The organism is Oerskovia rustica (genome assembly GCF_014836555.1).
Taxonomy (GTDB): domain Bacteria; phylum Actinomycetota; class Actinomycetes; order Actinomycetales; family Cellulomonadaceae; genus Oerskovia; species Oerskovia rustica.
This window is the reverse complement of the sequence record NZ_JACSQQ010000013.1, coordinates 85679-107478: the sequence shown is the minus strand read 5'-3', so window position 1 is coordinate 107478 and position 21800 is coordinate 85679. Positions and strand designations below refer to the sequence as shown.

18 protein-coding genes are annotated in these 21800 nt (G+C 73.7%); 16 read left to right on the top strand and 2 right to left on the bottom strand.

The genetic code is table 11. The features are described 5' to 3' along the window. Positions 1 to 37 precede the first annotated feature (37 nt). Positions 38 to 589: a hypothetical protein gene (locus H9652_RS09665; RefSeq protein ID WP_191796038.1), complete on the top strand. Its 552-nt coding sequence runs from the start codon at positions 38 to 40 to the stop codon at positions 587 to 589. Between the two features lie 214 nt (positions 590 to 803). Here the strand turns inward: H9652_RS09665 and H9652_RS09660 are convergent, their stop codons facing one another. After that, a complete protein-coding gene (locus H9652_RS09660; protein WP_191796037.1) occupies positions 804 to 1016 on the bottom strand; it encodes a hypothetical protein in 213 nt (70 codons plus the stop codon). 67 nt (positions 1017 to 1083) lie between these two features. On the opposite strand from H9652_RS09660, the gene H9652_RS09655 reads away from it, so the two are divergent. Further along, positions 1084 to 1968 carry a glycosyltransferase family 2 protein gene (locus H9652_RS09655; RefSeq protein ID WP_191796036.1) on the top strand — a complete coding sequence of 295 codons (885 nt, stop codon included), beginning with the start codon at positions 1084 to 1086 and terminating at the stop codon, positions 1966 to 1968. Between the two features lies 1 nt (position 1969). On the opposite strand, the gene H9652_RS09650 is transcribed toward H9652_RS09655, so the two are convergent. Continuing rightward, positions 1970 to 3589 carry an ABC-F family ATP-binding cassette domain-containing protein gene (locus H9652_RS09650; protein WP_191796035.1) on the bottom strand — a complete coding sequence of 540 codons (1620 nt, stop codon included), beginning with the start codon at positions 3587 to 3589 and terminating at the stop codon, positions 1970 to 1972. A gap of 225 nt (positions 3590 to 3814) precedes the next feature. On the opposite strand from H9652_RS09650, the gene H9652_RS09645 reads away from it, so the two are divergent. The 14 genes from H9652_RS09645 (at position 3815) to H9652_RS09580 (ending at position 21767) form a co-directional block, all read left to right on the top strand. Continuing rightward, positions 3815 to 6100: a carbon starvation CstA family protein gene (locus tag H9652_RS09645; RefSeq protein ID WP_191796034.1), complete on the top strand. Its 2286-nt coding sequence runs from the start codon at positions 3815 to 3817 to the stop codon at positions 6098 to 6100. Positions 6101 to 6110: 10 nt separating this feature from the next. Beyond that, a complete protein-coding gene (locus H9652_RS09640) occupies positions 6111 to 6308 on the top strand; it encodes a YbdD/YjiX family protein (RefSeq protein WP_369800645.1) in 198 nt (65 codons plus the stop codon). 137 nt (positions 6309 to 6445) lie between these two features. Continuing rightward, a complete protein-coding gene (locus H9652_RS09635) occupies positions 6446 to 7636 on the top strand; it encodes a sensor histidine kinase (RefSeq protein ID WP_191796033.1) in 1191 nt (396 codons plus the stop codon). Between the two features lie 89 nt (positions 7637 to 7725). Continuing rightward, positions 7726 to 8514, top strand: coding sequence for a LytR/AlgR family response regulator transcription factor (locus tag H9652_RS09630; RefSeq protein ID WP_318244077.1), 789 nt, complete (start codon positions 7726 to 7728; stop codon positions 8512 to 8514). Then, complete coding sequence (locus tag H9652_RS09625) at positions 8511 to 8948, top strand: heavy metal transporter (RefSeq protein ID WP_191796031.1); 438 nt, start codon at positions 8511 to 8513, stop codon at positions 8946 to 8948. The genes H9652_RS09630 and H9652_RS09625 overlap by 4 nt, the downstream gene beginning before the upstream one ends. Continuing rightward, complete coding sequence (locus H9652_RS09620) at positions 8945 to 10414, top strand: sodium/solute symporter (protein WP_191796030.1); 1470 nt, start codon at positions 8945 to 8947, stop codon at positions 10412 to 10414. Before H9652_RS09625 ends, H9652_RS09620 begins: the two co-directional genes overlap by 4 nt. Positions 10415 to 10693: 279 nt before the next feature. Beyond that, positions 10694 to 12007 (top strand): aspartate--tRNA(Asn) ligase, encoded by a 1314-nt coding sequence (aspS, locus tag H9652_RS09615; protein ID WP_191796029.1) that lies wholly within the window; start codon positions 10694 to 10696, stop codon positions 12005 to 12007. Positions 12008 to 12244: 237 nt separating this feature from the next. Beyond that, positions 12245 to 12895 carry an ABC transporter ATP-binding protein gene (locus tag H9652_RS09610; RefSeq protein WP_318244072.1) on the top strand — a complete coding sequence of 217 codons (651 nt, stop codon included), beginning with the start codon at positions 12245 to 12247 and terminating at the stop codon, positions 12893 to 12895. Then, positions 12892 to 15594: an FtsX-like permease family protein gene (locus H9652_RS09605; protein ID WP_191796028.1), complete on the top strand. Its 2703-nt coding sequence runs from the start codon at positions 12892 to 12894 to the stop codon at positions 15592 to 15594. The genes H9652_RS09610 and H9652_RS09605 overlap by 4 nt, the downstream gene beginning before the upstream one ends. 10 nt (positions 15595 to 15604) lie before the next feature. Next, positions 15605 to 16474, top strand: coding sequence for a universal stress protein (locus H9652_RS09600; protein ID WP_191796027.1), 870 nt, complete (start codon positions 15605 to 15607; stop codon positions 16472 to 16474). Between the two features lie 100 nt (positions 16475 to 16574). After that, complete coding sequence (locus H9652_RS09595) at positions 16575 to 17441, top strand: ABC transporter ATP-binding protein (RefSeq protein WP_191796026.1); 867 nt, start codon at positions 16575 to 16577, stop codon at positions 17439 to 17441. A 102-nt stretch (positions 17442 to 17543) separates the two neighbouring features. Next, positions 17544 to 18533, top strand: a complete 990-nt coding sequence (locus tag H9652_RS09590; protein ID WP_191796025.1) for an ABC transporter substrate-binding protein — start codon at positions 17544 to 17546, stop codon at positions 18531 to 18533. Then, positions 18530 to 20692, top strand: a complete 2163-nt coding sequence (locus H9652_RS09585; protein WP_191796024.1) for an iron ABC transporter permease — start codon at positions 18530 to 18532, stop codon at positions 20690 to 20692. The genes H9652_RS09590 and H9652_RS09585 overlap by 4 nt, the downstream gene beginning before the upstream one ends. A 124-nt stretch (positions 20693 to 20816) precedes the next feature. Next, the gene (locus H9652_RS09580; RefSeq protein WP_191796059.1) at positions 20817 to 21767 is read left to right on the top strand and encodes a siderophore-interacting protein; all 951 of its coding nucleotides are present in this window, start codon (positions 20817 to 20819) and stop codon (positions 21765 to 21767) included. Positions 21768 to 21800 lie beyond the last annotated feature (33 nt).

The window sequence follows — 21800 nt, the reverse complement described above, 5'->3', positions numbered from 1 at the left end:
AACGAGCGTGCGCACGACGCACAGCAGGGACGAAGCGATGCCGGTGCAGCAGACCGAGACCACCCGCCCATGGACGTTCGACGCACGCGCCGGTGCGGTCTACGGGCTCATGACGGCGGCCTGGTACACCGTGCCCGACCTCGTCGAACGGCGCGGGACCCGGGCGCTCCTCAAGACGGCCTGCGGGGTCGCCGGCGCTGTGGTGCTCCTCCGGACCGGCGAGGGCCGTCAGGCGATCGACGGCGTCCGCAAGGTCCGCGACGCCCTGCGGGACACCGAGGGCACCGACGCCGCGGCAGGCACGACGGCGCTCTGGGAGCAGGCGTCCGACGACGCCCCGGACAACACGCTGCACTCCCTCACGCCGGTCGAGATCACCCCGGGCGGGAAGGTCGCGATCGTCGTCGGGGCCGCCGCCGTCCTCGGGGCCACGACGGCGTTCGCCGTCGTCGGCGAGAAGGGGGCGTACCGCTGGGGCGAGCGCATGCGTGCCCGCGGGGTGCGCGCACCGCACCTGCGCGTGGGACTCGTCCTGGGCGCCGCCGCGGCGGCCCTCGGAGGCCTGGTCCCGGCGTCCGAGGACGACTGACGAGGTCTCGCGGGGACGAGCCCGGACCTGCGGGGGTGGTCGAAGCACGGTTGGCTGCCGGATCACCGCTCCCGCGAGATCGGGCTGGTTGTCGCTTCCGGAGCGGCTGAGGCGACAACGAGCCCGATCTCGAACGGAACCGGTCTCGCCAGGGCGGCCAGGTCTCGTGCATGGCACCGCCGACCGGACGGCGGCGGTGCCGGGGGAGCGCTGGTCAGGAGAAGAGCGCCGCGAGCCGGGGGAGCCGACGGCGGTTCTCGTCCTCGTCGTCGAAGTCCCAGCTCTCACCGGCCGGGCGGGTCGAGGCACCGACCGGCGTCCCACCGCCGTCGGTGTCCGGTTCCGCGGCGGGTGGCGCGGCGGTCTCCCGCGCCTCGTAGTAGTCCTCGTCGTCACGCCCCGTGGCTCGGGTCCAGGCGTCGCCCACGAGCCGACAGTGCACCGTCACGTGCGTGCCGGGACGTCGCATCCCGCGAGGTCGCTAGCATCTTTGCGTGCGAGCAACCGTGGGCGTGGTCGTGACCGGGTTCGACCAGGGAGACCTGGTGCGTGAGGCCGTCGAGTCGGTGCTGCGGCAGACGCGCGCACCCGACGAGGTCGTCGTGGTCGACGACGGGTCGACGGACGCCCGGTCCCTCGCGGTCCTCGACGCGCTCGCCGGTCACGAGGCGGTGCGCGTCCTGCGCCAGGAGAACGCGGGCGTGAGCGCGGCGCGCAACGCCGGGTTGTCGCGGCTGACGACCGAGCTCGCGGTCGTCCTGGACGGCGACGACCGCCTCGCCGAGACCTTCGTGGCGCGGACCGCGGCGCTCCTCGAGGAGGACCCCGACGTCGTCGGGTCCTCGTCCTGGCTGCGCATGCACGGCGTCGCCCACGCGGTCGCCCGCCCGGCCGGGGGAGCGGCCGTCGACTTCCTCCACCGCAACGCCTCGCCGGCCACCGTGATGCTGCGCCGCGACCGCTGGCTCGCGGCCGGAGGCTACGACGAGCGCATGCGCGCCGGGTTCGAGGACTGGGACTTCTTCCTCTCGCTGCTCTCGGCGGGTGGGCGGATCGAGATCGTGCCCGAACCGCTGATCGAGTACCGCACGTCGCCGACCTCGGCCAACGTGCGGAGCATGGACAAGCGGCTCGAGCTCTACGGTCACCTGGTCGACCGGCACCGCCCGCTGTTCGAGGAGCACCTGCGCGCGGTGCTCCTGGCGCAGGAGGCGGCGTCGACCGCGCGGCTTGACACCTGGGAGCGACTGGTCCTCGACCACCCGGAGGTCCCGGTCGAGGACGCCACCTACGGCGACGGCGGCATGGCCGCGGTCGTACGGATCGCGACCGCCCGGGCGGAGAGGGCTCGGGCGGTCGGGCCGGTCCTGCAGCCCTGAGTCAGAGCGCGCCGCTCGCGGCCGTCTCGACGACGCCGCCCGCGCCGTCGAACGTCAGCAGACGGTCGGCGACCTTGTCGATGAAGTAGCGGTCGTGGCTCACGACGACCACGGCACCCGGGAAGTGCGCGAGCGCGCGCTCCATGACCTGCGCGCTCGTGAGGTCGAGGTGGTTCGTCGGCTCGTCGAGCACGATCACCGAGGCACCCGACAGCAGGCACTGCGCGATCGCGACGCGGGCACGCTGCCCGCCCGAGAGCGTGCCGATCTTCTGCTTGAGCTCCATCTCGGAGAACTGGAGCATCGTCAGGAAGCGGTTGACGTTCTTCTTGGTCGCCGAGTACGCGAGGGTCCCGGGGGCGGCGCTCACCGCGTGCGCGACCGTGTCGTCCAGGTCGAGGTCGGCCACGACCTGGTTGTACGAGACGAACGTCGAGTTCTTCTTCCAGATGATCTGCCCGGCGTCGGGCGGCGTGACCTCCGTGAGCACGTCGAGGAGCGTCGACTTGCCGGACCCGTTCGCGCCGACGACGGCCACGCGGTCACCGCGGTGGAGCGAGAACGTGAGGTCGCTGAACAGCGGGTCGCCGCCGAAGCCCTTCGTGAGCCCCTCGACCTCGACCAGGCGCTCGCTCACGTGCAGGTCCGCGTAGATCGTCGTGATGATCTGGTCGACCGGGCGCGGCGCCTGACGCTTCTTGATGTCGGCGAGCTTGCGCTTGAGGCCACGGCTCTTGTCCTTCGCGGCCTGCTTGCGGGCATCGCTGGCCTCGACCTCGTACGCGAGCAGCTCCTCCTCGTGCGCGAACTGGCGCTCGATCGTCTTGAGGCGCGACTGCTTGGCGTGCACGTAGTCGGAGTAGCCGCCCTCGTACTCGTGCAGGCGACGGTTCTCGATCTCGACGATCCGGTTGACCGCACCGTCGAGGAACTGGCGGTCGTGCGAGACCACGAGCACCGCGCCCGGGTAGGTCTGGAGCCAGTTCTCGATCCAGCGCACCCCGTCGAGGTCGAGGAAGTTCGTGGGCTCGTCGAGCAGCAGCACGTCGGGGCGCTGCACCAGGATCCGGGCGAGCGCCGCACGGTTGCGCCAGCCGCCCGAGAGCTGGTCGACCGGGAGCGCGCGACGTTCGGCGTCGAACCCCAGGCGCGTGAGGACCGTGTCGATCGTGTTCTCGTACGACCATCCGTCGAGCGCGTCCATGCGCTCGAACAGGTCGGCCTGCTCGGTGAGAAGCCTGGTCATCTCGTCATCGCCGTCGACAGCACCGCTGTCGTCCATGAGGTCCGGCTCGGCGAGTCGCTCGCCGATCGCGTCGAGGCGCGCCTGCGTCGAGTGGACGTCGGCGAACAGCTCGCTGAGCTCCTCGGCCGCGCTGCGGTGCCCCGCGAGCTCGGAGAACTGCGAGAAGTACCCGATGCTCACGCCGAGGTTGACGTCGACCGTCCCCGACGTGGGCTCCTTGCGGCCCAGGATGAGCTCGAGGAACGTCGTCTTGCCCGTGCCGTTGCGGCCCACGAGCCCGACACGCTCACCCTCGCGGAGCTTGAGGAAGGCGTCGCGCAGCACGACCTTGTCGTCGAACTGCATGCTCACGGCGTTCAGGCGGATCAGGCTCACAGGGGTCCTCTCGGGCACCGTGCCGGACGTCGGCACGACCCCGAACACTACGCGGGCCGCCCGTCCGGACCGTTGCCGACCACCGTTCGACGACCGTTCGTCGCACGTCGCCTACCGCTCGTCGCACACCTCGACCGTCCGTCGACGTGACCTGGATCACGGCCCGTCGTCGTCCCTAGCCTTTCCCGGTCGGACGCAACGACGCGACCTTGGGAGAGAGAACCGATGACGACAGACACCCGATCGACGGCGGAGACCGCCTCGGACGACGGGCGCTCGCCCGATCCGACGCTCCCGCCCACCGCGGTCCCGGAGGCCGCCCTCGCACCCCGCTGGACCTGGCAGAAGGTCGTGCTCTGGACGGGCATCGCCCTGCTCGGCGGCGTGGCCTGGGTCATGCTCGCGCTGGTGCGCGGCGAGACCGTCAACGCGATCTGGTTCGTGTTCGCCGCGGTCTGCAGCTACCTCATCGGATACCGCTTCTACTCCAAGGTCATCGAGCGATACATCACGCGCCCTGACGACCGCCGCGCGACCCCCGCCGAGGTGCGCTCGGACGGCAAGGACTACGTCCCGACCGACCGCCGCGTGCTGTTCGGGCACCACTTCGCCGCGATCGCGGGCGCCGGCCCGCTCGTCGGACCGGTCCTGGCCGCCCAGATGGGCTACCTGCCCGGCACGGTCTGGATCATCGTCGGCGTCATCTTCGCGGGTGCCGTGCAGGACTACGTCGTCCTGTTCTTCTCGATGCGTCGCGGCGGCCGCACGATCGGGCAGATGGCCCGCCAGGAGCTCGGCCGCATCGGCGGTACGGCCGCGATCGTCGCGTCCCTGCTCATCATGCTGATCATCGTCGCGATCCTCGCGCTCGTCGTCGTGAACTCCCTGGGCGAGAGCCCCTGGGGCGTCTTCAGCGTCGCGATGACCATCCCGATCGCCCTCTTCATGGGCGTCTACCTGCGCTACCTGCGTCCCGGGCGCATCACCGAGGTCTCGATCATCGGCTTCGTGCTGCTCATGGCCGCGATCGTCGGCGGCGGCTGGGTCGCGAACACCCCGTGGGGCGCGGACATGTTCCACCTCGACCGCACGACCATTGCCATCGGCATCATCATCTACGGCTTCGTCGCGGCCGTCCTGCCCGTGTGGCTGCTCCTCGCCCCGCGCGACTACCTGTCGACGTTCATGAAGGTCGGCGTCATCGTGATGCTCGCGGGCGCGATCGTGATCGTGCGCCCCGAGATCTCGGTGCCCGCGGTCAGCGAGTTCGCGAGCGGCGAGACCGGGCCGGTGTTCTCCGGCTCGCTCTTCCCGTTCCTGTTCGTCACGATCGCGTGCGGCGCACTGTCCGGCTTCCACGCCCTCATCGCGTCGGGCACCACGCCCAAGCTGCTCGAGAAGGAGCGCCAGACGCGCTTCATCGGGTACGGCGGCATGCTCATGGAGTCGTTCGTCGCGATCATGGCGCTCGTCGCCGCGATCTCGCTCGACCGCGGCATCTACTTCGCGATGAACGCCTCGGCCGCCGCGACCGGCGGGACCATCGAGGGTGCGGTCGCGTTCGTCAACTCGCTCGGCCTGGCCGGCGTGAACCTCACGCCCGACATGCTGTCCTCGACCGCAGCGGCTGTCGGCGAGGAGTCGATCGTCTCGCGCACCGGTGGTGCGCCGACCCTGGCCCTGGGCCTCGCGCACATCATGCAGCAGCTCTTCGGCGGCGCCGCGATGATGGGCTTCTGGTACCACTTCGCGATCATGTTCGAGGCGCTGTTCATCCTCACGGCCGTCGACGCCGGGACGCGCGTCGCGCGCTTCATGCTCCAGGACTCGCTCGGCAACGTCGCGCCCAGGTTCCGGGACGTGACCTGGCGGCCCGGGGTGTGGTTCTGCACCCTGGTCATGGTCGCCGGGTGGGGGAGCATCCTCTATCTCGGCGTCACCGACCCCCTCGGCGGGATCAACACGTTCTTCCCGCTGTTCGGCATCGCCAACCAGCTCCTCGCGGCCATCGCGCTCGCGGTCGTGCTCGCGATCGTCGCCAAGCGTGGACGCTCCTTCTTCCGCTGGCTGTGGATCGTGGCCCTGCCGCTGGCCTTCACCGCGGTCGTGACGATCACGGCGTCGTTCGAGAAGATCTTCTCGCCCGTCCCCGCCGTCGGCTACTGGGCCAACCACAACGCGTTCAAGGAGGCGCTGGCCGCGGGGGAGACCTCGTTCGGCACCGCGACCTCGATCGAGGCCATGGAGGCGGTCGTGCGCAACACGTTCGTCCAGGGCACGCTGTCGATCATCTTCGTGGTCCTCGCGATCGTCGTGATGGTCGCGGCCCTCGTGACGACCGTGAAGGCGCTGCGTGCGGGCGGAGGGGAGAACCACGAGGACGAGCCCGTGGCCTCGCGCCGCTTCGCGCCTGCGGGCCTCCTGACCACGGCGACCGAGAAGGAGATCGAGGCCGAGTGGGCCCAGCTCCCGCCCGAGAAGCAGCCCGTCTCCTCGGGCTCGGGGCACTGACGTGGGGCCCGTGCGCGACGCGCTCGCCCGCGCGGCAAGAGGTGCGGCCTGGTACGTCCGTCAGCTCATGGGCGACGACGCGTACCGGGTGTACGTGGAGCACCGCCGCGCAGCGCACGGGCCCGACGTCCCCGTCCTGACCGAGCGCCAGTTCTGGCGCCAGCGCATGGACGACCAGGACCGCAACCCGGGCGCCCGCTGCTGCTGACCCCGCCGAGGGTGACGCCTCCGCCCGCCGAGGGGGACACCGTCGGCGGCATCCCGTCACCCTCGGCACGCCAGCGCGTCACCCTCGGCGTCAGGTACGTCACCCTCGGCGTCATCTCTCCGGAATAGGATCGCGACATGTCCGGACCCGTGTTCACCGGGGCCGTCGTCGGCCTGGTCGTCGGCGTCCTGCTCACCGCCGCGCTGGTCCTCGCGTGGCGGCTGGCACGTGGCACGCGCGAGCTCGGCAGCGACTCCGAGCGCGCGACGTTCAGCACGCTCCACCTCGCCTCGCGCGCCGCCAAGCACCTGCGGGACGGTCTCGAGGGCGACGACGTCGGACGCGCGGCCCGCCACCTGCGCACCCTGCTCGGCTGCGAGGCGCTCGCGGTCGTGACGGCCGACGGCGTCGTGGCTCTCGACGGCCCGACCGCCCTCCGGGCCGAGGCGCAGCGCGTCGGCGCCCGGACGATCGAGACCGGGAGGCGACAGGTCTACGCGGGCGCCGAGCCGTCGTCGGGCGTCCCGGAGGCCGTGGGGGCGCCCGTGCTCGCGGGCGGTGTCGTGGCCGGGGCCGTCGTCGCGTTCGCGACGCGGGTGCGCCCGCCGCTCGTGCGGGCCACGGGCGAGGTCGCGCAGTGGTGCTCGGCGCAGCTCGAGCTGGGTGAGCTCGAGGCCTCGCGCACCGCGCTCGCGCAGGCCGAGCTGCGTGCCCTGCGCGCCCAGATCAGCCCGCACTTCATCTACAACTCGCTCGGTGCGATCGCGTCCTTCATCAGCACCGACCCCGAGCGGGCGCGCGACCTCGTGCTCGACTTCGCGGACTTCACGCGCTACTCCTTCCGGGGCCGTGGCGACTTCACGACGCTCGCCGACGAGCTGGGCAGCATCCACTCGTACGTCGAGCTCGAGCGCGCGCGGTTCGGCGACCGGCTGACCGTGACGCTCCAGATCGCGCCCGAGTCCCTGTCGACCGTCATCCCGTTCCTCAGCGTCCAGCCGCTCGTCGAGAACGCCGTCCGGCACGGCCTCGAGCCGCGCGAGGGGGGTGGGCGGATCGTCATCAGCGCGCGCGACGAGGGCACCCAGACCGAGATCACGGTCGAGGACGACGGCGTCGGCATGTCTCCCGAGACGCTGCGGACCCTGCTCGCGACGGGGTCGCGCGCGACGAACGTCGGGCTGCGCAACGTCGACACGCGCGTGCGCCAGCTCTACGGCGACCAGCACGCGCTCGAGATCGAGACGAACGAGGGCGCGGGTACCCTCGTGCGGATGCGCGTCCCGAAGTCCCAGCCCCAGCACGAGACCGAGGTGAGCAGGCCGTGACCGACCACGTCCCCCACCCCGCAGCGACCGCCGGCCCCGCCGCCTCCCCCGGGAGGGCGGTCGACCCGCATCCCGGCGTCGACGTCCTCGTGGCCGACGACGAGCGCCCGGCCCTCGACGAGCTGACCGCGCTCCTGCGCCGCGACCCGCACGTGCGCTCGGTCCACGGCGTCGCCTCGGGCGCCGAGGCCCTGCGCTGGCTGTCCGAGCACCCTGTCCACGTCGCGTTCCTCGACATCCACATGCCGGGGCTCACGGGGCTCGACCTCGCCCGCGCGCTGTCGCGGTTCTCGGTCCGTCCCGCAGTGGTGTTCGTGACGGCCGACGAGGCCCGGGCCACCGAGGCGTTCGACGTCGAGGCCGTCGACTACGTGCTCAAGCCCGTGCGGCGCGAGCGGCTGGCCCGCGCGGTCGCGCGAGCCGTCGCGGTCCAGGCAGCCGCGTCCCGCGCGGTGGAGGGCGCGCCGTCCCGTGACACGGGAGGCGCCGTCGCCCACGACGCGGAGCGGCCCGCCCCGACGGCGCAGGTCCCCCCGGCCGACGAGACCATCGCCGTCACGGTCGGCACGACGACGCGCGTCGTGCTGCGCTCGGCCGTGCGGTGGGTCCAGGCGCAGGGAGACTACTCACGCCTGGTCACGGACACGGACGGCTACCTGGTGCGCGAGCCCATCTCCGACCTCGAGGAACGCTGGACCGCCGTGGGCTTCCTGCGCGTGCACCGCTCGTACCTCGTCGACCGTGCCGCCGTGACCGCGGTCCGCCTCGGCGGCGCGCACCCGGTCGTGGTCGTCGCCGGGCAGGAGGTCCCCGTGAGCCGGCGTATGGCCCCGGCCGTGCGCGACGCGCTCCTGGGCCGTCCCGGGAGCCGTCCGTGACCTCGCAGGAGCCGCCGCCGCGGGTCGTCGTCCGATCGACCGACGTCCCGTCGCGCGCCCCGGCCGCCGCCCGGGGCGCCGCGCCGGACGCGGGGGAGGAGGCGCCGTCGGGCGTGGTGCGCGAGGGACCCGGGGAGGCGCCCGGGCCCGACGGCGGCAGCGAACCCGCGGCCGTGTACGCCCGCAGCCTCGCGCGGGCGCAGCTGCGGCTCGCGCTCGCGTGCGTCGTGTCGTTCCTTGCCGTCGTCGCGCTGCTCACGGTCACGATGAGCGCCGTGCCGACGCTGGGCGACGTGCACCTGCTGGGCGTGCCGCTCCCGTGGCTCCTGCACGCCTACGGGTTCTACCCGGTCATCGCGGCGTTCGCGCTCGTGTTCGCGCTCGCCGCCGCGCGCAACGAACGACGCTTCCGCGCCCTCGTGGAGGACGAGTGACCTCGGCGCTGCCGCTCGTCGCGGTCGGCCTGCTGCTGCTCGCGACCGGGCTCATCGGGTTCTACGGGCTGCGCATCTCGCGGACCACGAGCGACTTCTTCGTCGCCTCGCGCACCGTGCAGCCCGTGTGGAACGCGTCGGCCATCAGCGGCGAGTACCTGTCGGCCGGGACTTTCCTGGGCCTGTCCGGGCTCGTGCTGCTCTCCGGGGCCGAGGCGTTCTGGTTCCCCGTCGGGTACGCCGCGGGCTACCTGCTCGTGCTGCTGTTCGTGGCCGGGCCGCTGCGCCGCAGCGGGGCGTACACGATCCCCGACTTCGTCCAGGCACGCCTCGACTCGCTCGCCGCCCGGCGCGTCACGAGCGTCCTGGTGCTCGTCATCGGGTGGCTGTACGTCGTCCCGCAGCTCCACGGCGCCGCGCTCGTCATCACGACCGTGGCCCCCGTGCCGCCGTGGGTCGGGTCGGTCGGGGTCGCCGCGGTCGTGAGCGCCGTGGTCGCCGCGGGCGGCATGCGCTCGGTCACGTTCGTCCAGGCGTTCCAGTTCTGGGTCAAGCTCACGGCGCTCGCGATCCCCGTGGTCTTCCTGCTGGTCGTGCTCGGCGGGCAGGACCTGGCGCTCGACCCGGCCCAGGTCTTCCCGCCCGAGGCCGGGCCACGCTCCTACGACACGTACACGACCGTCTCGCTCCTGCTCGCGCTCCTGCTCGGCACGATCGGCCTGCCGCACGTCCTCGTGCGCTTCTACACGAGCCCCGACGGCGTCTCGGCCCGGTGGACGACCGTGGTCGTGATCGGCATGATCAGCGCCTTCTACATGGTCTCGAGCACCATGGGACTGGTCGCCCGCGTCGTCGCCCCCGACCTCGCCGAGCCCGGCGTCGCGGACACCGTGGCGCTCGTGCTGCCGTCCCGGCTCGTGCCCGGTGTGGGCGGCGAGCTGCTCTCGGCGCTCGTGATCGCAGGGGCGTTCGCGGCGTTCCTCGGGACGTCCTCAGGACTCGTGGTCTCGCTCGCGGGCGTCGTGAGCCAGGACCTGTTCGGCGGCACGGTCCGCTCGTTCCGCTGGTCCGCGGTCGCGTGCACGATCGTGCCCCTCGCGTTCGCGCTCGTGACCATCCCGCAGGGGCTCGTGACGAGCGTCGGGACCGTGTTCGTGTTCGCGGCCTCGGCGCTGTCCCCGACGATCCTGCTGGGCGTGTGGTGGCGGCGGCTCACCGCGCGCGGGGCGATCGCGGGCATGGTCGTCGGCAGCGCGCTGTGTGCCGCGGCGCTCCTCGTGACCTCGGCGCTCGGACCCGGCGACGGGCTCGCGCGCAGCCTCCTGGCCCAGCCCGCGGCCTGGACGATCCCGCTCGCGACCGCCGCGACCGTCGTCGTGTCCCTGCGTGACCGGCGCGGGCCGCACCCCCGCACCGACCGCTTCCTGCGGCGGCTGCACGTGCCGGAACGCGCTCCCGAACGCTGAGCGGGTGATCGCGCCGCGACACGCCCGGCGAGTCGCAGCCGAACCACGCACTCGGCGAGAGGCCCCGGAAAATGTCCGCGACGTCCGCGGCGTGCGTGGGTATCGTCGGAGCCGGTGGACGTGAGGCGTGACGACCCTCGGCCCGGACCTCGTGCCGGGCGCACGGCCCCCGCGCGTCCGGCGGACCGACGAGAGGCCGGGACCTCCCGGCGAAGGAGTGGTGGCACCGCGGCCTAGCCCCCGCCCGCTCCTCCAGGGCCTTCGCCTGCTGGAGGAACCATGAGACCGCCGACCCCACCCACCGCCTCGACCGCACCCCGGACCCTCGCCGCGGACCTGCCCGCCCTCCCACCCGGCACGCCCGTCACGCTCCGTGGCTGGGTGCACCGGCGTCGCGCCCTCGCGACCGTCACCTTCCTCGTGCTGCGCGACCGGTCGGGCCTGGCCCAGGTCGTCGTGCGGGCGGGCGACGGGCAGGTCGTGCCGCCCGAGGAGACCGTGGTCGAGGTCACGGGCCTGACGACGGCGAACGCGCAGGCTCCGGGCGGGGTCGAGGTGACCTCGCCGACCGTCGTGCTCCTCACGGACCCGGCCTCGACCCCGCCCGTCGAGCTGTGGCGCCCCTCGCTCGACGTGGGGCTCTCCACGATGCTCGACCACGCCGCGGTCGCCTGGCGGCACCCCGCGCAGCGCGCACGCTGGGAGGTGGCGGCCGCGTCCCTGCGCGGGTTCCGTGAGGCCCTCGACGCGCGGGGCTTCACCGAGGTGCAGTCGCCCAAGATCGTCGGGTCGGCGACCGAGTCGGGTGCCGACGTGTTCACGCTCGACTACTTCGGCCGGCCCGCCTTCCTGGCGCAGAGCCCGCAGTTCTTCAAGCAGCAGCTCGTCGGGGTCTTCGAGCGCGTGTACGAGGTGGGACCGGTCTTCCGGGCCGAGCCGCACGACACCGTGCGCCACCTCGCCGAGTACGTCTCGCTCGACGTCGAGCTCGGTTTCGTCCGTGACCACCGCGACGTGCTGGCCGTCCTGCGTGACGTCCTGGCCGGCATGGTCGCCGCGGTCCACGAGCACGCCGGGTCCGCGGTCGCGGCCCACGGCTTCGCGGTGCCGGTCGTGCCCGACGAGATCCCCGTGATCCACTTCGCCGAGGCGCTGGCTCTCGTCGGGGCTCCCGCGGACGAGCCCGACCTGGCCCCCGAGCACGAGCGGGCGCTGGGGCGGTGGGCGCTCGCCGAGCACGGCAGCGACCTCCTCGCGGTCGAGGGCTACCCGATGGCCAGGCGTCCCTTCTACACGCACCCGCAGCCGGGGGACGCGCGGTGGAGCAACAGCTTCGACCTGCTCTTCCGAGGCGTCGAGCTCGTCACTGGCGGTCAGCGCCTGCACCGGTACGCGGACTACGTCGCGGCGATCACGGCCCGAGGCGAGGACCCGGCCGCGTACGCGACGTACCTCGAGGCGTTCGAGCACGGGATGCCGCCGCACGGCGGCTTCGCGATCGGCCTCGAACGGTGGACCGCGCGCCTGACGGGCGCGCCGAACGTCCGCGAGGTCACGCTCTTCCCGCGCGACCTGCACCGCCTCGCGCCCTAGCACCGGGGAACCTGGCCGCCCGGCACGGGGGACAACCCCACCCCGTTCGGGGGACGTCCCGGATGGTCCGGTTCGTCCCCCGCTCGCTACGTTCGAGACTCACGCCACGACAGGGGTTTCGATGAAGACGACCACGACCAGGCGGACCCCCCGGCGGTCTCGCCGTACGCCCTGCAGGTCGCAGGGATCACCAAGACGTACGCCGCGGGCAAGCGGTCGGTGCACGCCCTGCGGGGCGTGTCCCTGGCGCTGCCGAGGGGCAGCTTCACGGCCGTGATGGGGCCGTCGGGCTCGGGCAAGAGCACGTTGCTGCACTGCGCCGCTGGCCTCGACCGACCGACGGGCGGCTCGGTCCACCTGGGCGGCGTGGACCTGTCCACGCTGACCGAGGACGAGCTCACGGCCCTGCGCCGGGGGCGCATCGGGTTCGTGTTCCAGGCCTACAACCTCATGGGGTCCTTGACGGTCGCGGAGAACGTCGGGCTGCCGCTGCGTCTCGCGGGCGAGCGGGCGGACCCGGCCTGGCTGCGCGAGATCGCGGCCCGCGTCGGGATCGAGGACCGTCTCGACCACCGCCCGAGCGAGCTCTCGGGCGGCCAGCAGCAGCGCGTGGCGATCGCGCGGGCCCTCGTGACGCGCCCCGACGTCGTCGTGGCGGACGAACCGACCGGGGCCCTCGACACGCGGACGAGCAAGCAGGTGCTCGAGCTGCTGCGGTTCCTGGTCGACGCGCTCGGCCAGAGCGTCTTCATGGTCACGCACGACCCGGTCGCGGCCTCGTTCGCGGACCGCGTCGTGTTCCTGGCCGACGGGCAGGTCGCGGGCGAGCTCGTCCGACCGACCCCCGAGCAGGTCGCCGACCGCATGACGCACCTCGGGGAGTGGTGAGGGTGCTGGGTCTCGCGCTGAGCACGCTGCGCGCGCGCCGCAAGAGCTTCGTCGGCCCGTTCGTCGCGCTGTTCCTGAGCGCGATGCTCGTCGCGGCGTGCGGGCTGCTCATGGAGTCGGGCATCCGTCAGGGCATCGGCCCCGAGCGTTACGCGGGCGCCGACCTGGTCGTGACCGCGCAGCAGTCGCTCGCGGTCGACGTGGACTACGACGAGCCCTTCGGTGGCCGCGTCCGCCTGCCCGTGTCCGCGGTCGACGAGCTCGCGGCGATCCCCGGGGTCGAGCGCGCGGTCGGCGACGTCGAGGTGCGACTGGGTGCCGTCGGGCCGTCGGGCGACCTGGCCGGGGCGATCGACGGGCGCCCGCCGGTGGGCCACGGGTGGTCCTCGGCGACGCTCGGTCCGTTCGCCCTCGCACAGGGCGACGGCCCGACGGCGCCGGGCCAGGTCGTGCTCGACGGCGCACTGGCCGCGCGGCTCGCCGTGGGGGTGGGCGACGACGTCACCCTGGCCGTGGGCTCGACGCCGGGGGAGTACCGGGTGACCGGGACCGTCTCACCGCCCGAGGGAGCCGGGGCACTGCGGCAGGGCGTGGTGTTCTTCACCGACGAGCAGGTCGCGGACCTCGCGGTAGCAGGCCCGGGCACGAGCGGTCGACCCGGCGCGGCAGACGCCCGAGGCGAGGTCGACGCCGTCGGGATCCTGGCCGCCGACGGGACGGACGTGCGGGCGCTCGCCGCGGACGTGCGCGAGCGGACCGGGCTGACCGTGCGCACGGGCGACGCCCGTGGAGCGGTCGAGTTCGCCGACGCCTCGGGCTCGGCGACCACGCTGGTCGCGATCGCCGGCAGCTTCGGCGGGATCATGCTCGTCGTCGTCGTGTTCGTCGTCGCGAGCGCCCTGGGGCTCGTGGTGCAGCAGCGGCGCCGCGAGCTCGCGCTGCTCCGCGCGGTCGGTGCGACCCCGCGCCAGGTCCGCCGGATGATCTCCGCCGAGATGCTCGTGCTGTCCACGACGGCCGCGGTCCCCGGGGCGCTCCTGGGCATCCCCGCGGTCGGCGTGCTGCACGGCCTGTTCGTCCGGGCGGGGGTCGTCTCGGCGGACTACCCGGTCGCGGTGGGGCCGTTGCCGGTCGTGATCGCGGTGCTGCTCACGGTGGGAGTCGCGTGGATCGCGGGGCGGATGTCCGCTCGACGCGCCATCACGGTGAAGCCGGTCGAGGCGCTGGGCGAGGCCGCGGTCGAGACCCCGCGGCTGGGCGTCACGCGCACGGTGATCGGCGTGGTCATGGTCGTCGGCGGGGTGTTCCTGTCGCTGCTGCCCGCGTTCGTCGCGGGCGAGGACGCGCTCGCGGGGGCCGCGCTCTCCGGCGTGGTGCTCGTGATCGCGGTCGCGCTCCTGGGGCCGCGGATCGTGCACGCCCTCGTGCTGCTGGTCGAGCCGTTCCTGCGGCGCAGCCCGCACGCGAGCACCTACCTCGCGGGCCGCAGCACCCGTGCGAGCTCGCGACGGCTCGCGGGGGCTGTCGTGCCGCTCGTGCTCGCGATCACCGTGACGGTCGTGCAGGTCTCGCTCGGGGCCGCGCAGGTGGCCGAGACCGAGCGTCAGGTGGCCGACGGGCTGCGCGCCGACCTCGTGCTCGCGAGCAGCGGCACGGGTCTCTCGCCCGACCTCGCGGGGCAGGTCGCGGGAGTCCCGGGCGTCGCCTCGGTGACCCCGACCGTGCGGAGCCAGGCCCTCGTGCGCTTCGCCGAGCCGGACGGCACGCTCACGGCGGAGGCCCTGAGCGTCCAGGGCGTCGACCCGGCGGACCTCGGCGCCGCGATCGACCTGGACGTGCGCGAGGGCTCGACCGACGACCTGCACGGCGAGTCGGTCGCCCTCAGCGTCGCGGGAGCGAGCAAGGCGCGAGCCGGGCTCGGGGACACCGTCGAGCTCTACCTCGCGGACGGCACGCGGGTCGACGCCGTCGTCGTCGCGCTCTACGGGCGCGGCATGGGCTTCGGCGACGCCCTGCTCCCGCGCGACCTGGTCCTGCCGGCATCGGCGGACGGGCTGGACGGCTCGCTGCTCGTGGTGGCCCAGGAGGAGACCGACGTCGAGGCGCTCGCGGAGGACCTCGGCCGGACGACGACCCCGTACCCGGGCGTCGTGCTCGCCGACCGGGCATCCCTGGTCGCCGCCGAGAAGGCGGCGCTCGAGGCGAACACGTGGACCTCGATGATCCTGCTCGTGGTGCTGTTCGGGTACGTCGCGCTGAACGTGGCGAACGCCCTGGTCATGTCGACGGTCGACCGGCGGCGCGAGCTCGCGCTGCTGCGCCTGGTCGGGACGCGGGACCGTCAGGTACTGCGGATGATGCGGGTCGAGGCGGGCGTCGTGGTCGGCATCGCCGTGGTCGTCGCGACGGTGATCCTGCTGCCGCCGTTGACCGGCGTGAGCCTCGGGCTGAGCGAGGGGCAGCGGGCGGTGCCCGCGCTCTCCCCGGTCGCCTACCTCGCGACGGTCGCGGGCGCGGGCGCCGTCGGGTACCTCTCGATGCTCCTGCCGACCCGTGCCGCCCTGCGAGGCCGACCGGTCGAGAGCAGCGGGCGGCGGGAGGGGCGGGCGGGCGTGGCCCGGCCGCGAGACGCCATGGTGCGCGGCCGGACCACGCGCCCGGCGTGGCCCTGCCCTCGCGCCGGACCGCCCACGGGGTGACCATGGACGTATGTCCACCGTCGGACCGGTCGTCGTCGGCTACGACGGGTCGCCCTCCGCGACCTCCGCCGTGCGCTGGGCCGCGCGCGAGGCCCGACGGCGTGGCGCTCGTCTGGAGGTCGTCTTCGCCCGCGACGCGCACGACACCCACCTCGAACCCTCGCTGCCCGGTGGCGGCGAGAACGCGCAGGCCGGAGCGCGGGCGCTCGCCGACCGCGGCCGGGTCCAGGCCCTCGAGGTCGAGCCCGACGTCGAGGTCGAGGTGACCGTGGAGTACACGACCCCGGCCGCGACGCTCGTCGGCACGTCGCTCGACGCCGCGATGGTGGTCGTCGGGTCGGGGGACCACGGGCGGGTCCGCGGCGAGCTCGGCGGGTCGGTGGCGCTCGCGGTCGCCGCGCACGCGCACTGCCCGGTCGTCGTGGTCCACGGCGACGTCGAGGCGCTGCGCGACGTGAACCTGCCTGTGGTCGTGGGGGTCGACGGCTCGACGCACGCGACCGGCGCGCTCAGCCACGCGGCCGAGGTCGCGGCCTCGCGCGGTGCGTCGCTGCGGGTCGTGGTCGCGTGGTGGACGCGCGCCTCGGCGCACCTCGAGAGCTACATGGCCGCGGAGTTCCCGCGCGAGCGTGCCGAGAACGGGGCCGAGCGACTGCTCGCGGCCGCGCTCGCGCAGGTGCACGAGGAGTACCCGGACCTGGAGGTCGAGGGCTCGACCGTGGAGGCGCAGCCGGCTCCCGCGCTGGTCAGGGCCTCGGAGGGGGCCGAGCGGCTCGTGGTCGGGTCGCGCGGGCGGGGCGGTTTCGCGGCGCTCGTCCTGGGTTCGGTGAGCCACTCGCTCGTGCGTGAGGCGCACTGCCCCGTGACGATCGTGCGCTGAGCCTCGTTCCCGGTCGGAGACGTGATCCCGACCACATCGTCGGTCCTGCTGCGGGTCCTGGGCTTTCACCCGGTAGGGATGTTTGGTTAGGCTCACCTCTGTGAGCCACACCTTATCCGGCGACGACGACGCTCCCACCGCCCAGGACTCCTCCCGCCCGGCCCTCGCCGGGACCGGGCTGAGCCTCGGGTACGACGGGACCGCCGTCGTGCACGACGCCTCCCTGCGCCTGCTCCCCGGACAGGTCACCGCGCTCATCGGCCCCAACGGGAGCGGCAAGTCGACGCTCCTGCGCTCGCTCGCCCGGCTCCACAAGCCCGTCCAGGGGACCGTGAGCCTGCCCGACGTCCCCGACGCGCTCGCGCTGCACCCCAAGGACTTCGCGCGGCGCGTCACCCTGCTCTCGCAGAGCCGGCCCACGCCCAACGGCGTGAGCGTGCGCGACGTCGTCGGGTACGGGCGCCACCCGCACCGGGCGCGCTTCCGCTCCACGGACCCCGACGGCGCACGCGCCATCACCTGGGCCATGGACGTCACCGGTGTCGCGGCGATGGCCGGCCGCGGCGTCGACGAGCTGTCCGGCGGCGAGCTCCAGCGCGTGTGGCTCGCGACCTGCCTCGCGCAGGACACGGGCGTGCTGCTGCTCGACGAGCCCACGACCTACCTGGACCTGCGCTACCAGGTCGAGATCCTCGACCTCATGCGCGACCTCGCCGACGACCACGGCGTGGCCGTGGGCGTCGTGCTGCACGACCTCAACCAGGCGGCCGCGGTCGCGGACCACGTGGTCCTGCTCCAGCGCGGCGTCGTCCGTGCCGCGGGCGAGGCCGCCGACGTCCTGACCGCCGACGCGCTCAGCGAGACCTACGGCATCCGGATCGAGGTCACGCACGACCCGCTGACCGGCACGGTGCAGACCGCACCTGTCGGGCGGCACACGACCCGCAGGCTCGTCGCCGTCCCCTGACGCCGCGATCCTCCCCACCGTGCTGCCGCGCACCCCGGCGCGGCAGCCCACCGAGCCCCGCCCACCCGGCGCGGGCAGCACCCTCAAGGACACAGGACCCCCATGCGAACGACCTTCCGGACCGGCCTGCCCGCCGTCCTGCTCGTGACAGCGCTCACCCTCACCGCGTGCGGCACCACGGAGGAGGCCGACGCCGGCAGCGCGTCGAAGGCCCCCGCCTCCGACGCGGGCCCCGTCACCTTCACCGACGAGCGCGGAGAGCAGACGCTCGACGCCCCCGCGACCGAGGTCGTCTCGCTCGAGTGGGGCCTGACCGAGAACCTGCTGGCGCTCGGTGTGGACGTCGTGGGCCAGGCCGACGTCGAGGGCTACAACACGTGGGACACCTCGGTAGCGCTCGACGCGTCGACGCCCGACGTCGGGATGCGCGGAGAGCCCAGCCTCGACGCCATCTCCGCGCTCGAGCCCCAGCTCATCGCCGTCACCACGGACACGCCCGACAACGTGATCGACCAGCTCGCGGACATCGCGCCCGTCGTGACCCTGCGCGGCTCCGACGGCACCGACCCGATCGGGTACATGCGCCAGACCGTCGAGACCCTCGCGACCGCCACGGGCACCGAGGACAAGGGCACCGAGCTGCTCGAGGGCTTCGACGCCAAGGTCGTCGAGGGCAAGAAGGCCCTCGAGGAGGCCGGCGTCGCGGGCGCCTCGTTCGTCATGGCCGACGGCTGGGTCAACAACGGCACCGTCTCGGTGCGCATGTACACGCCCGGCTCGTTCTTCGGCGCGATCGGCGCCGAGCTGGGCCTGGCGAACGCGTGGACCGGCGAGGGCGACCCCGACTACGGGCTCGCGCAGACCGACGTCGAGGGCCTGACCGCGCTGAGCGACGTCCAGTTCGTCTACGCCGCGAGCGACTCCGAGGCAGACCCGTTCGCCGAGGGCCTGGCCGGCAACGCGATCTGGGAGCAGCTCCCGTTCGTCGTGGCCGGTGACGTGCACCGCATCCCCGACGGCATCTGGATGTTCGGCGGGCCCGCGTCCGCGAACGCGTACGTCGACGCGCTCGTCGCGGCCCTGACCCAGTGAGCACGAGCGCCCCGGGAGGACTCTCGACGGCCCGGCACGAGGTCCCGGACGACACCACCGGACTCCTCGCCCCGCCGGTCCCGGCCGTCCCCCCGGGGCGCTCGCGCCTCCGGTTCCGTCTGACGGTCGCCTCGGCGTTCGTCGTCGGGGTCCTCGCCGTCCTGGTGCTGGCCGCCGTCCACCTCACGCAGGGGACGGCCGACGTCGGGCTCGGCGACCTGCTGCGCCTCGTGACCGGCGGCGACGCCGACGCCGACCGGACCGCCGCGGCCGTCCTGGTCGCCTCGCGCGTCCCGCGTCTGCTCGCAGGCCTCCTCGTGGGTGTCTCGCTCGGCGCGGCGGGTGCCGCGCTGCAGTCCGTGGCGCGCAACCCGCTCGCCTCGCCCGACACGCTCGCGGTCAACGCGGGCGCCTACGTCGCGGTCGTGGGCGCGGCCGTGATCGGCGTGACCCTGCCGTTCTACCTCTCCGGGACGCTCGCGCTCGTCGGTGGGCTCGCGGCCTCGGGTCTCGTGCTCGTCCTGGCCCGTGGCGGCGCAGCCGGGCCGACCCGGCTCATCCTCGCGGGCTCGGCGATCACGCTCGCGCTGCACTCCCTGACGACCGTGCTGCTCGTGCTGTTCCAGCAGGAGACCATGGGGCTGTTCGCGTGGGGGAGCGGCTCGATCGTCCAGTCCGGCACGTCGCAGGTCGCGCTCGCGGCCCCGCTCGTGGTCGTCGGCCTCGGTGGCCTGATCCTCGTGGCCCACCGCCTGGACCTCCTGGCGCTCGGCGACGACACCGCGACGGTCCTCGGGATCGACGTGCGCGCGACGCGCGTCGTGACCATCCTGCTCGCGGTGCTGCTCTCGGCCACGGCCGTCACGGTCGCGGGCCCGGTCGGCTTCGTCGGCCTGTGCGCCCCCGTGGTCGTGCGCCTCGTGGCCCGCAAGGTCCCCGGGCTCAACCGTCATCGCGTGCTCATCCCGCTGGCGGGGATCGCGGGCGTGATCGTGGTCCTCGGCGCCGACGTCCTGCTGCGCCTCGTCCTGCCCGGCACGTACGGCGTGGCCGTCCCGACGGGCGTCATCACGACGGTGTTCGGGGCCGTGGTGCTCGTGTGGCTCGCGCGCCGGCTCAAGGACTCCGGTCCAGCCGCGGGGACCCGCGCCGCGCACGTCCGGCCGCGCGGTGCCCGCCGTGCCCTGGTCGTGGTGACCGTCCTCGTCGCGCTCCTCGTCGCGGCCACGGTCGCCGCGCTCCTGCTGGGCGACAGGCTGCTGCTCACGGGCGACGTCCTCAACTGGGCCGCCGACCGGGCGGGCAAGCAGGTGAGCTTCGTGCTCGACCAGCGCGTCCCGCGCGTGCTCGCCGCGATCCTCGCGGGGGCTGCGCTGGGCCTGGCCGGGACGGTCGTGCAGGCCGTGTGCCGCAACCCGCTGGCCGAGCCCGGCCTGCTCGGTGTGACGGCGGGCGCGGGGCTGGGCGCCGTCGGGGTCGTGCTGCTGGTTCCTGGCGTCGGCATCATGGGCATGTCCCTCGCCGCCGTCGTCGGTGCGCTCGGCACGTTCGCGATCGTGTACCGCCTCGCGTACCGGGGCGGCCTGAGCTCGGACCGGCTCGTGCTCATCGGCATCGGCATGAGCACGGGCGCCACGGCCCTGACGACGCTCGTGATCGTGGTCGTCGCGCCCTGGAACCTCAACGTCGCGCTCACCTGGCTGTCCGGGTCGACGTACGGGCGGACCTTCGACCACCTGGTCCCCGTCGTCCTCGCGCTGCTCGTGGTCGTGCCCGTCGCGGTGCTCCACCGGCGCGAGATGGACGTCCTGGCGCTCGACGAGGACACCCCGCGTGTCCTGGGCCTGCGCCTGGACTGCACGCGCCTGCTGCTCCTGGGGGCCAGCGCGTGCCTGACGGCTGCGGCGGTGTGCGCGGTCGGGGTCGTGGGCTTCGTGGGGCTCGTCGCCCCGCACGCGGCCCGCGCCCTCGTCGGTTCGCGCAACGGCCGGGTGATCCCGGTCGCGATGCTGCTCGGGGCCGTCCTGGTGAGCGTCGCCGACACCGTGGGACGGACGGTCATCGCGCCCGCCCAGATCCCGGCGGGCCTGACGACCGCGCTCATCGGCGCGCCCTACTTCGTGTGGCTCCTGTGGCGCAGCCGCGGCCGCGAGGCGTGAGCCGTCGGAGTGATCCCGACCACACGTTCGGCTTCGGGGGTTCACCCGGCCCCGATGTTTGGTTAGGCTCGCCTACGTGACTCAGACCAGTGTCGTGACCGAGCAGGAGATCTCCCCGTTCCGCATGTTCGACGTGCAGGTGCGACGGGTCGAGAAGCTCTCGCCGAGCTTTCTGCGCGTGACCTTCACGGGCCACGACCTCCACGAGTTCGCCGACAACGGCCTCGACCAGCGCATCAAGCTCGTCTTCCCCGCGCCCGACGGCGGCTACGAGCACCTCGTCCGCACGGGTGAGTGGTACTCCGCGTGGCGCGCGCAGCCCGAGGAGCGTCGCAACCCGCTGCGCACCTACACCGTGCGGGCCGTGCGTCCCGAGGCCTTCGAGGTCGACATCGACCTCGTCCTGCACGGCGACGCGGGTCCCGCGTCCCGGTGGGCGCTCGCCGCGCGCCCCGGCAGCGAGATCGTGCTGCTCGGCCCCAACGGCCTGTGGACGGGGGCGCACGGCGGCGTCGAGTTCTCCCGTCCCGTCCGCAGCCATGCGCTGCTCCTCGCGGGCGACGAGACCGCGGTCCCCGCGATCGCCTCGATCCTGGGCTCCCTGCCCGCCGACGAGGTCGGCGAGGTCTTCCTCGAGGTCCCGCACGAGGGCGACGTCCTGCCGGTCACGGCTCCGGCGGGCGTCAACGTCACGTGGCTCGCCCGCGAGGGCCGTGCGCACGGCGACCTGCTGGTCCCCGCGGTCCGCGAGGCCGCCGACCGCCTGCTCGAGCGCAACGTCTGCGGCGCGACGCACTCGCTCACGTGCGCGGCCCGCGGGCTCGTCCAGCGCCAGGGCGGGCTCGCCGAGGCGGCCGAGCTCGAGGACGTCGACATCGACACGGACATCCTCTGGGAGGTCCCCGTGGACGACGACGGCACGCCGCTCGTCGCGTGCGCCGAGCTCTACGCGTGGCTCGCGGGGGAGGCGTCGGTCATCAAGACCCTGCGCCGCTACCTCGTGTCGGAGCGCGGCGTCGACCGCCGCTCGGTCGCGTTCATGGGCTACTGGCGCGAGGGCCGCGCCGAGGGCTGACGGCCGCGAGGGCCGCGCCGAGGGCTGACGGCC

Bases quoted from the DNA above. Each gene is read 5' to 3' on its own strand.
- H9652_RS09665 (WP_191796038.1), top strand. From the start codon at position 38: ATGCCGGTGCAGCAGACCGAGACCACCCGCCCATGGACGTTCGACGCA.
- H9652_RS09645 (WP_191796034.1), top strand. From the start codon at position 3,815: ATGACGACAGACACCCGATCGACGGCGGAGACCGCCTCGGACGACGGG.
- H9652_RS09635 (WP_191796033.1), top strand. From the start codon at position 6,446: ATGTCCGGACCCGTGTTCACCGGGGCCGTCGTCGGCCTGGTCGTCGGC.
- aspS (WP_191796029.1), top strand. From the start codon at position 10,694: ATGAGACCGCCGACCCCACCCACCGCCTCGACCGCACCCCGGACCCTC.
- H9652_RS09600 (WP_191796027.1), top strand. From the start codon at position 15,605: ATGTCCACCGTCGGACCGGTCGTCGTCGGCTACGACGGGTCGCCCTCC.
- H9652_RS09590 (WP_191796025.1), top strand. From the start codon at position 17,544: ATGCGAACGACCTTCCGGACCGGCCTGCCCGCCGTCCTGCTCGTGACA.
- H9652_RS09580 (WP_191796059.1), top strand. From the start codon at position 20,817: ATGTTCGACGTGCAGGTGCGACGGGTCGAGAAGCTCTCGCCGAGCTTT.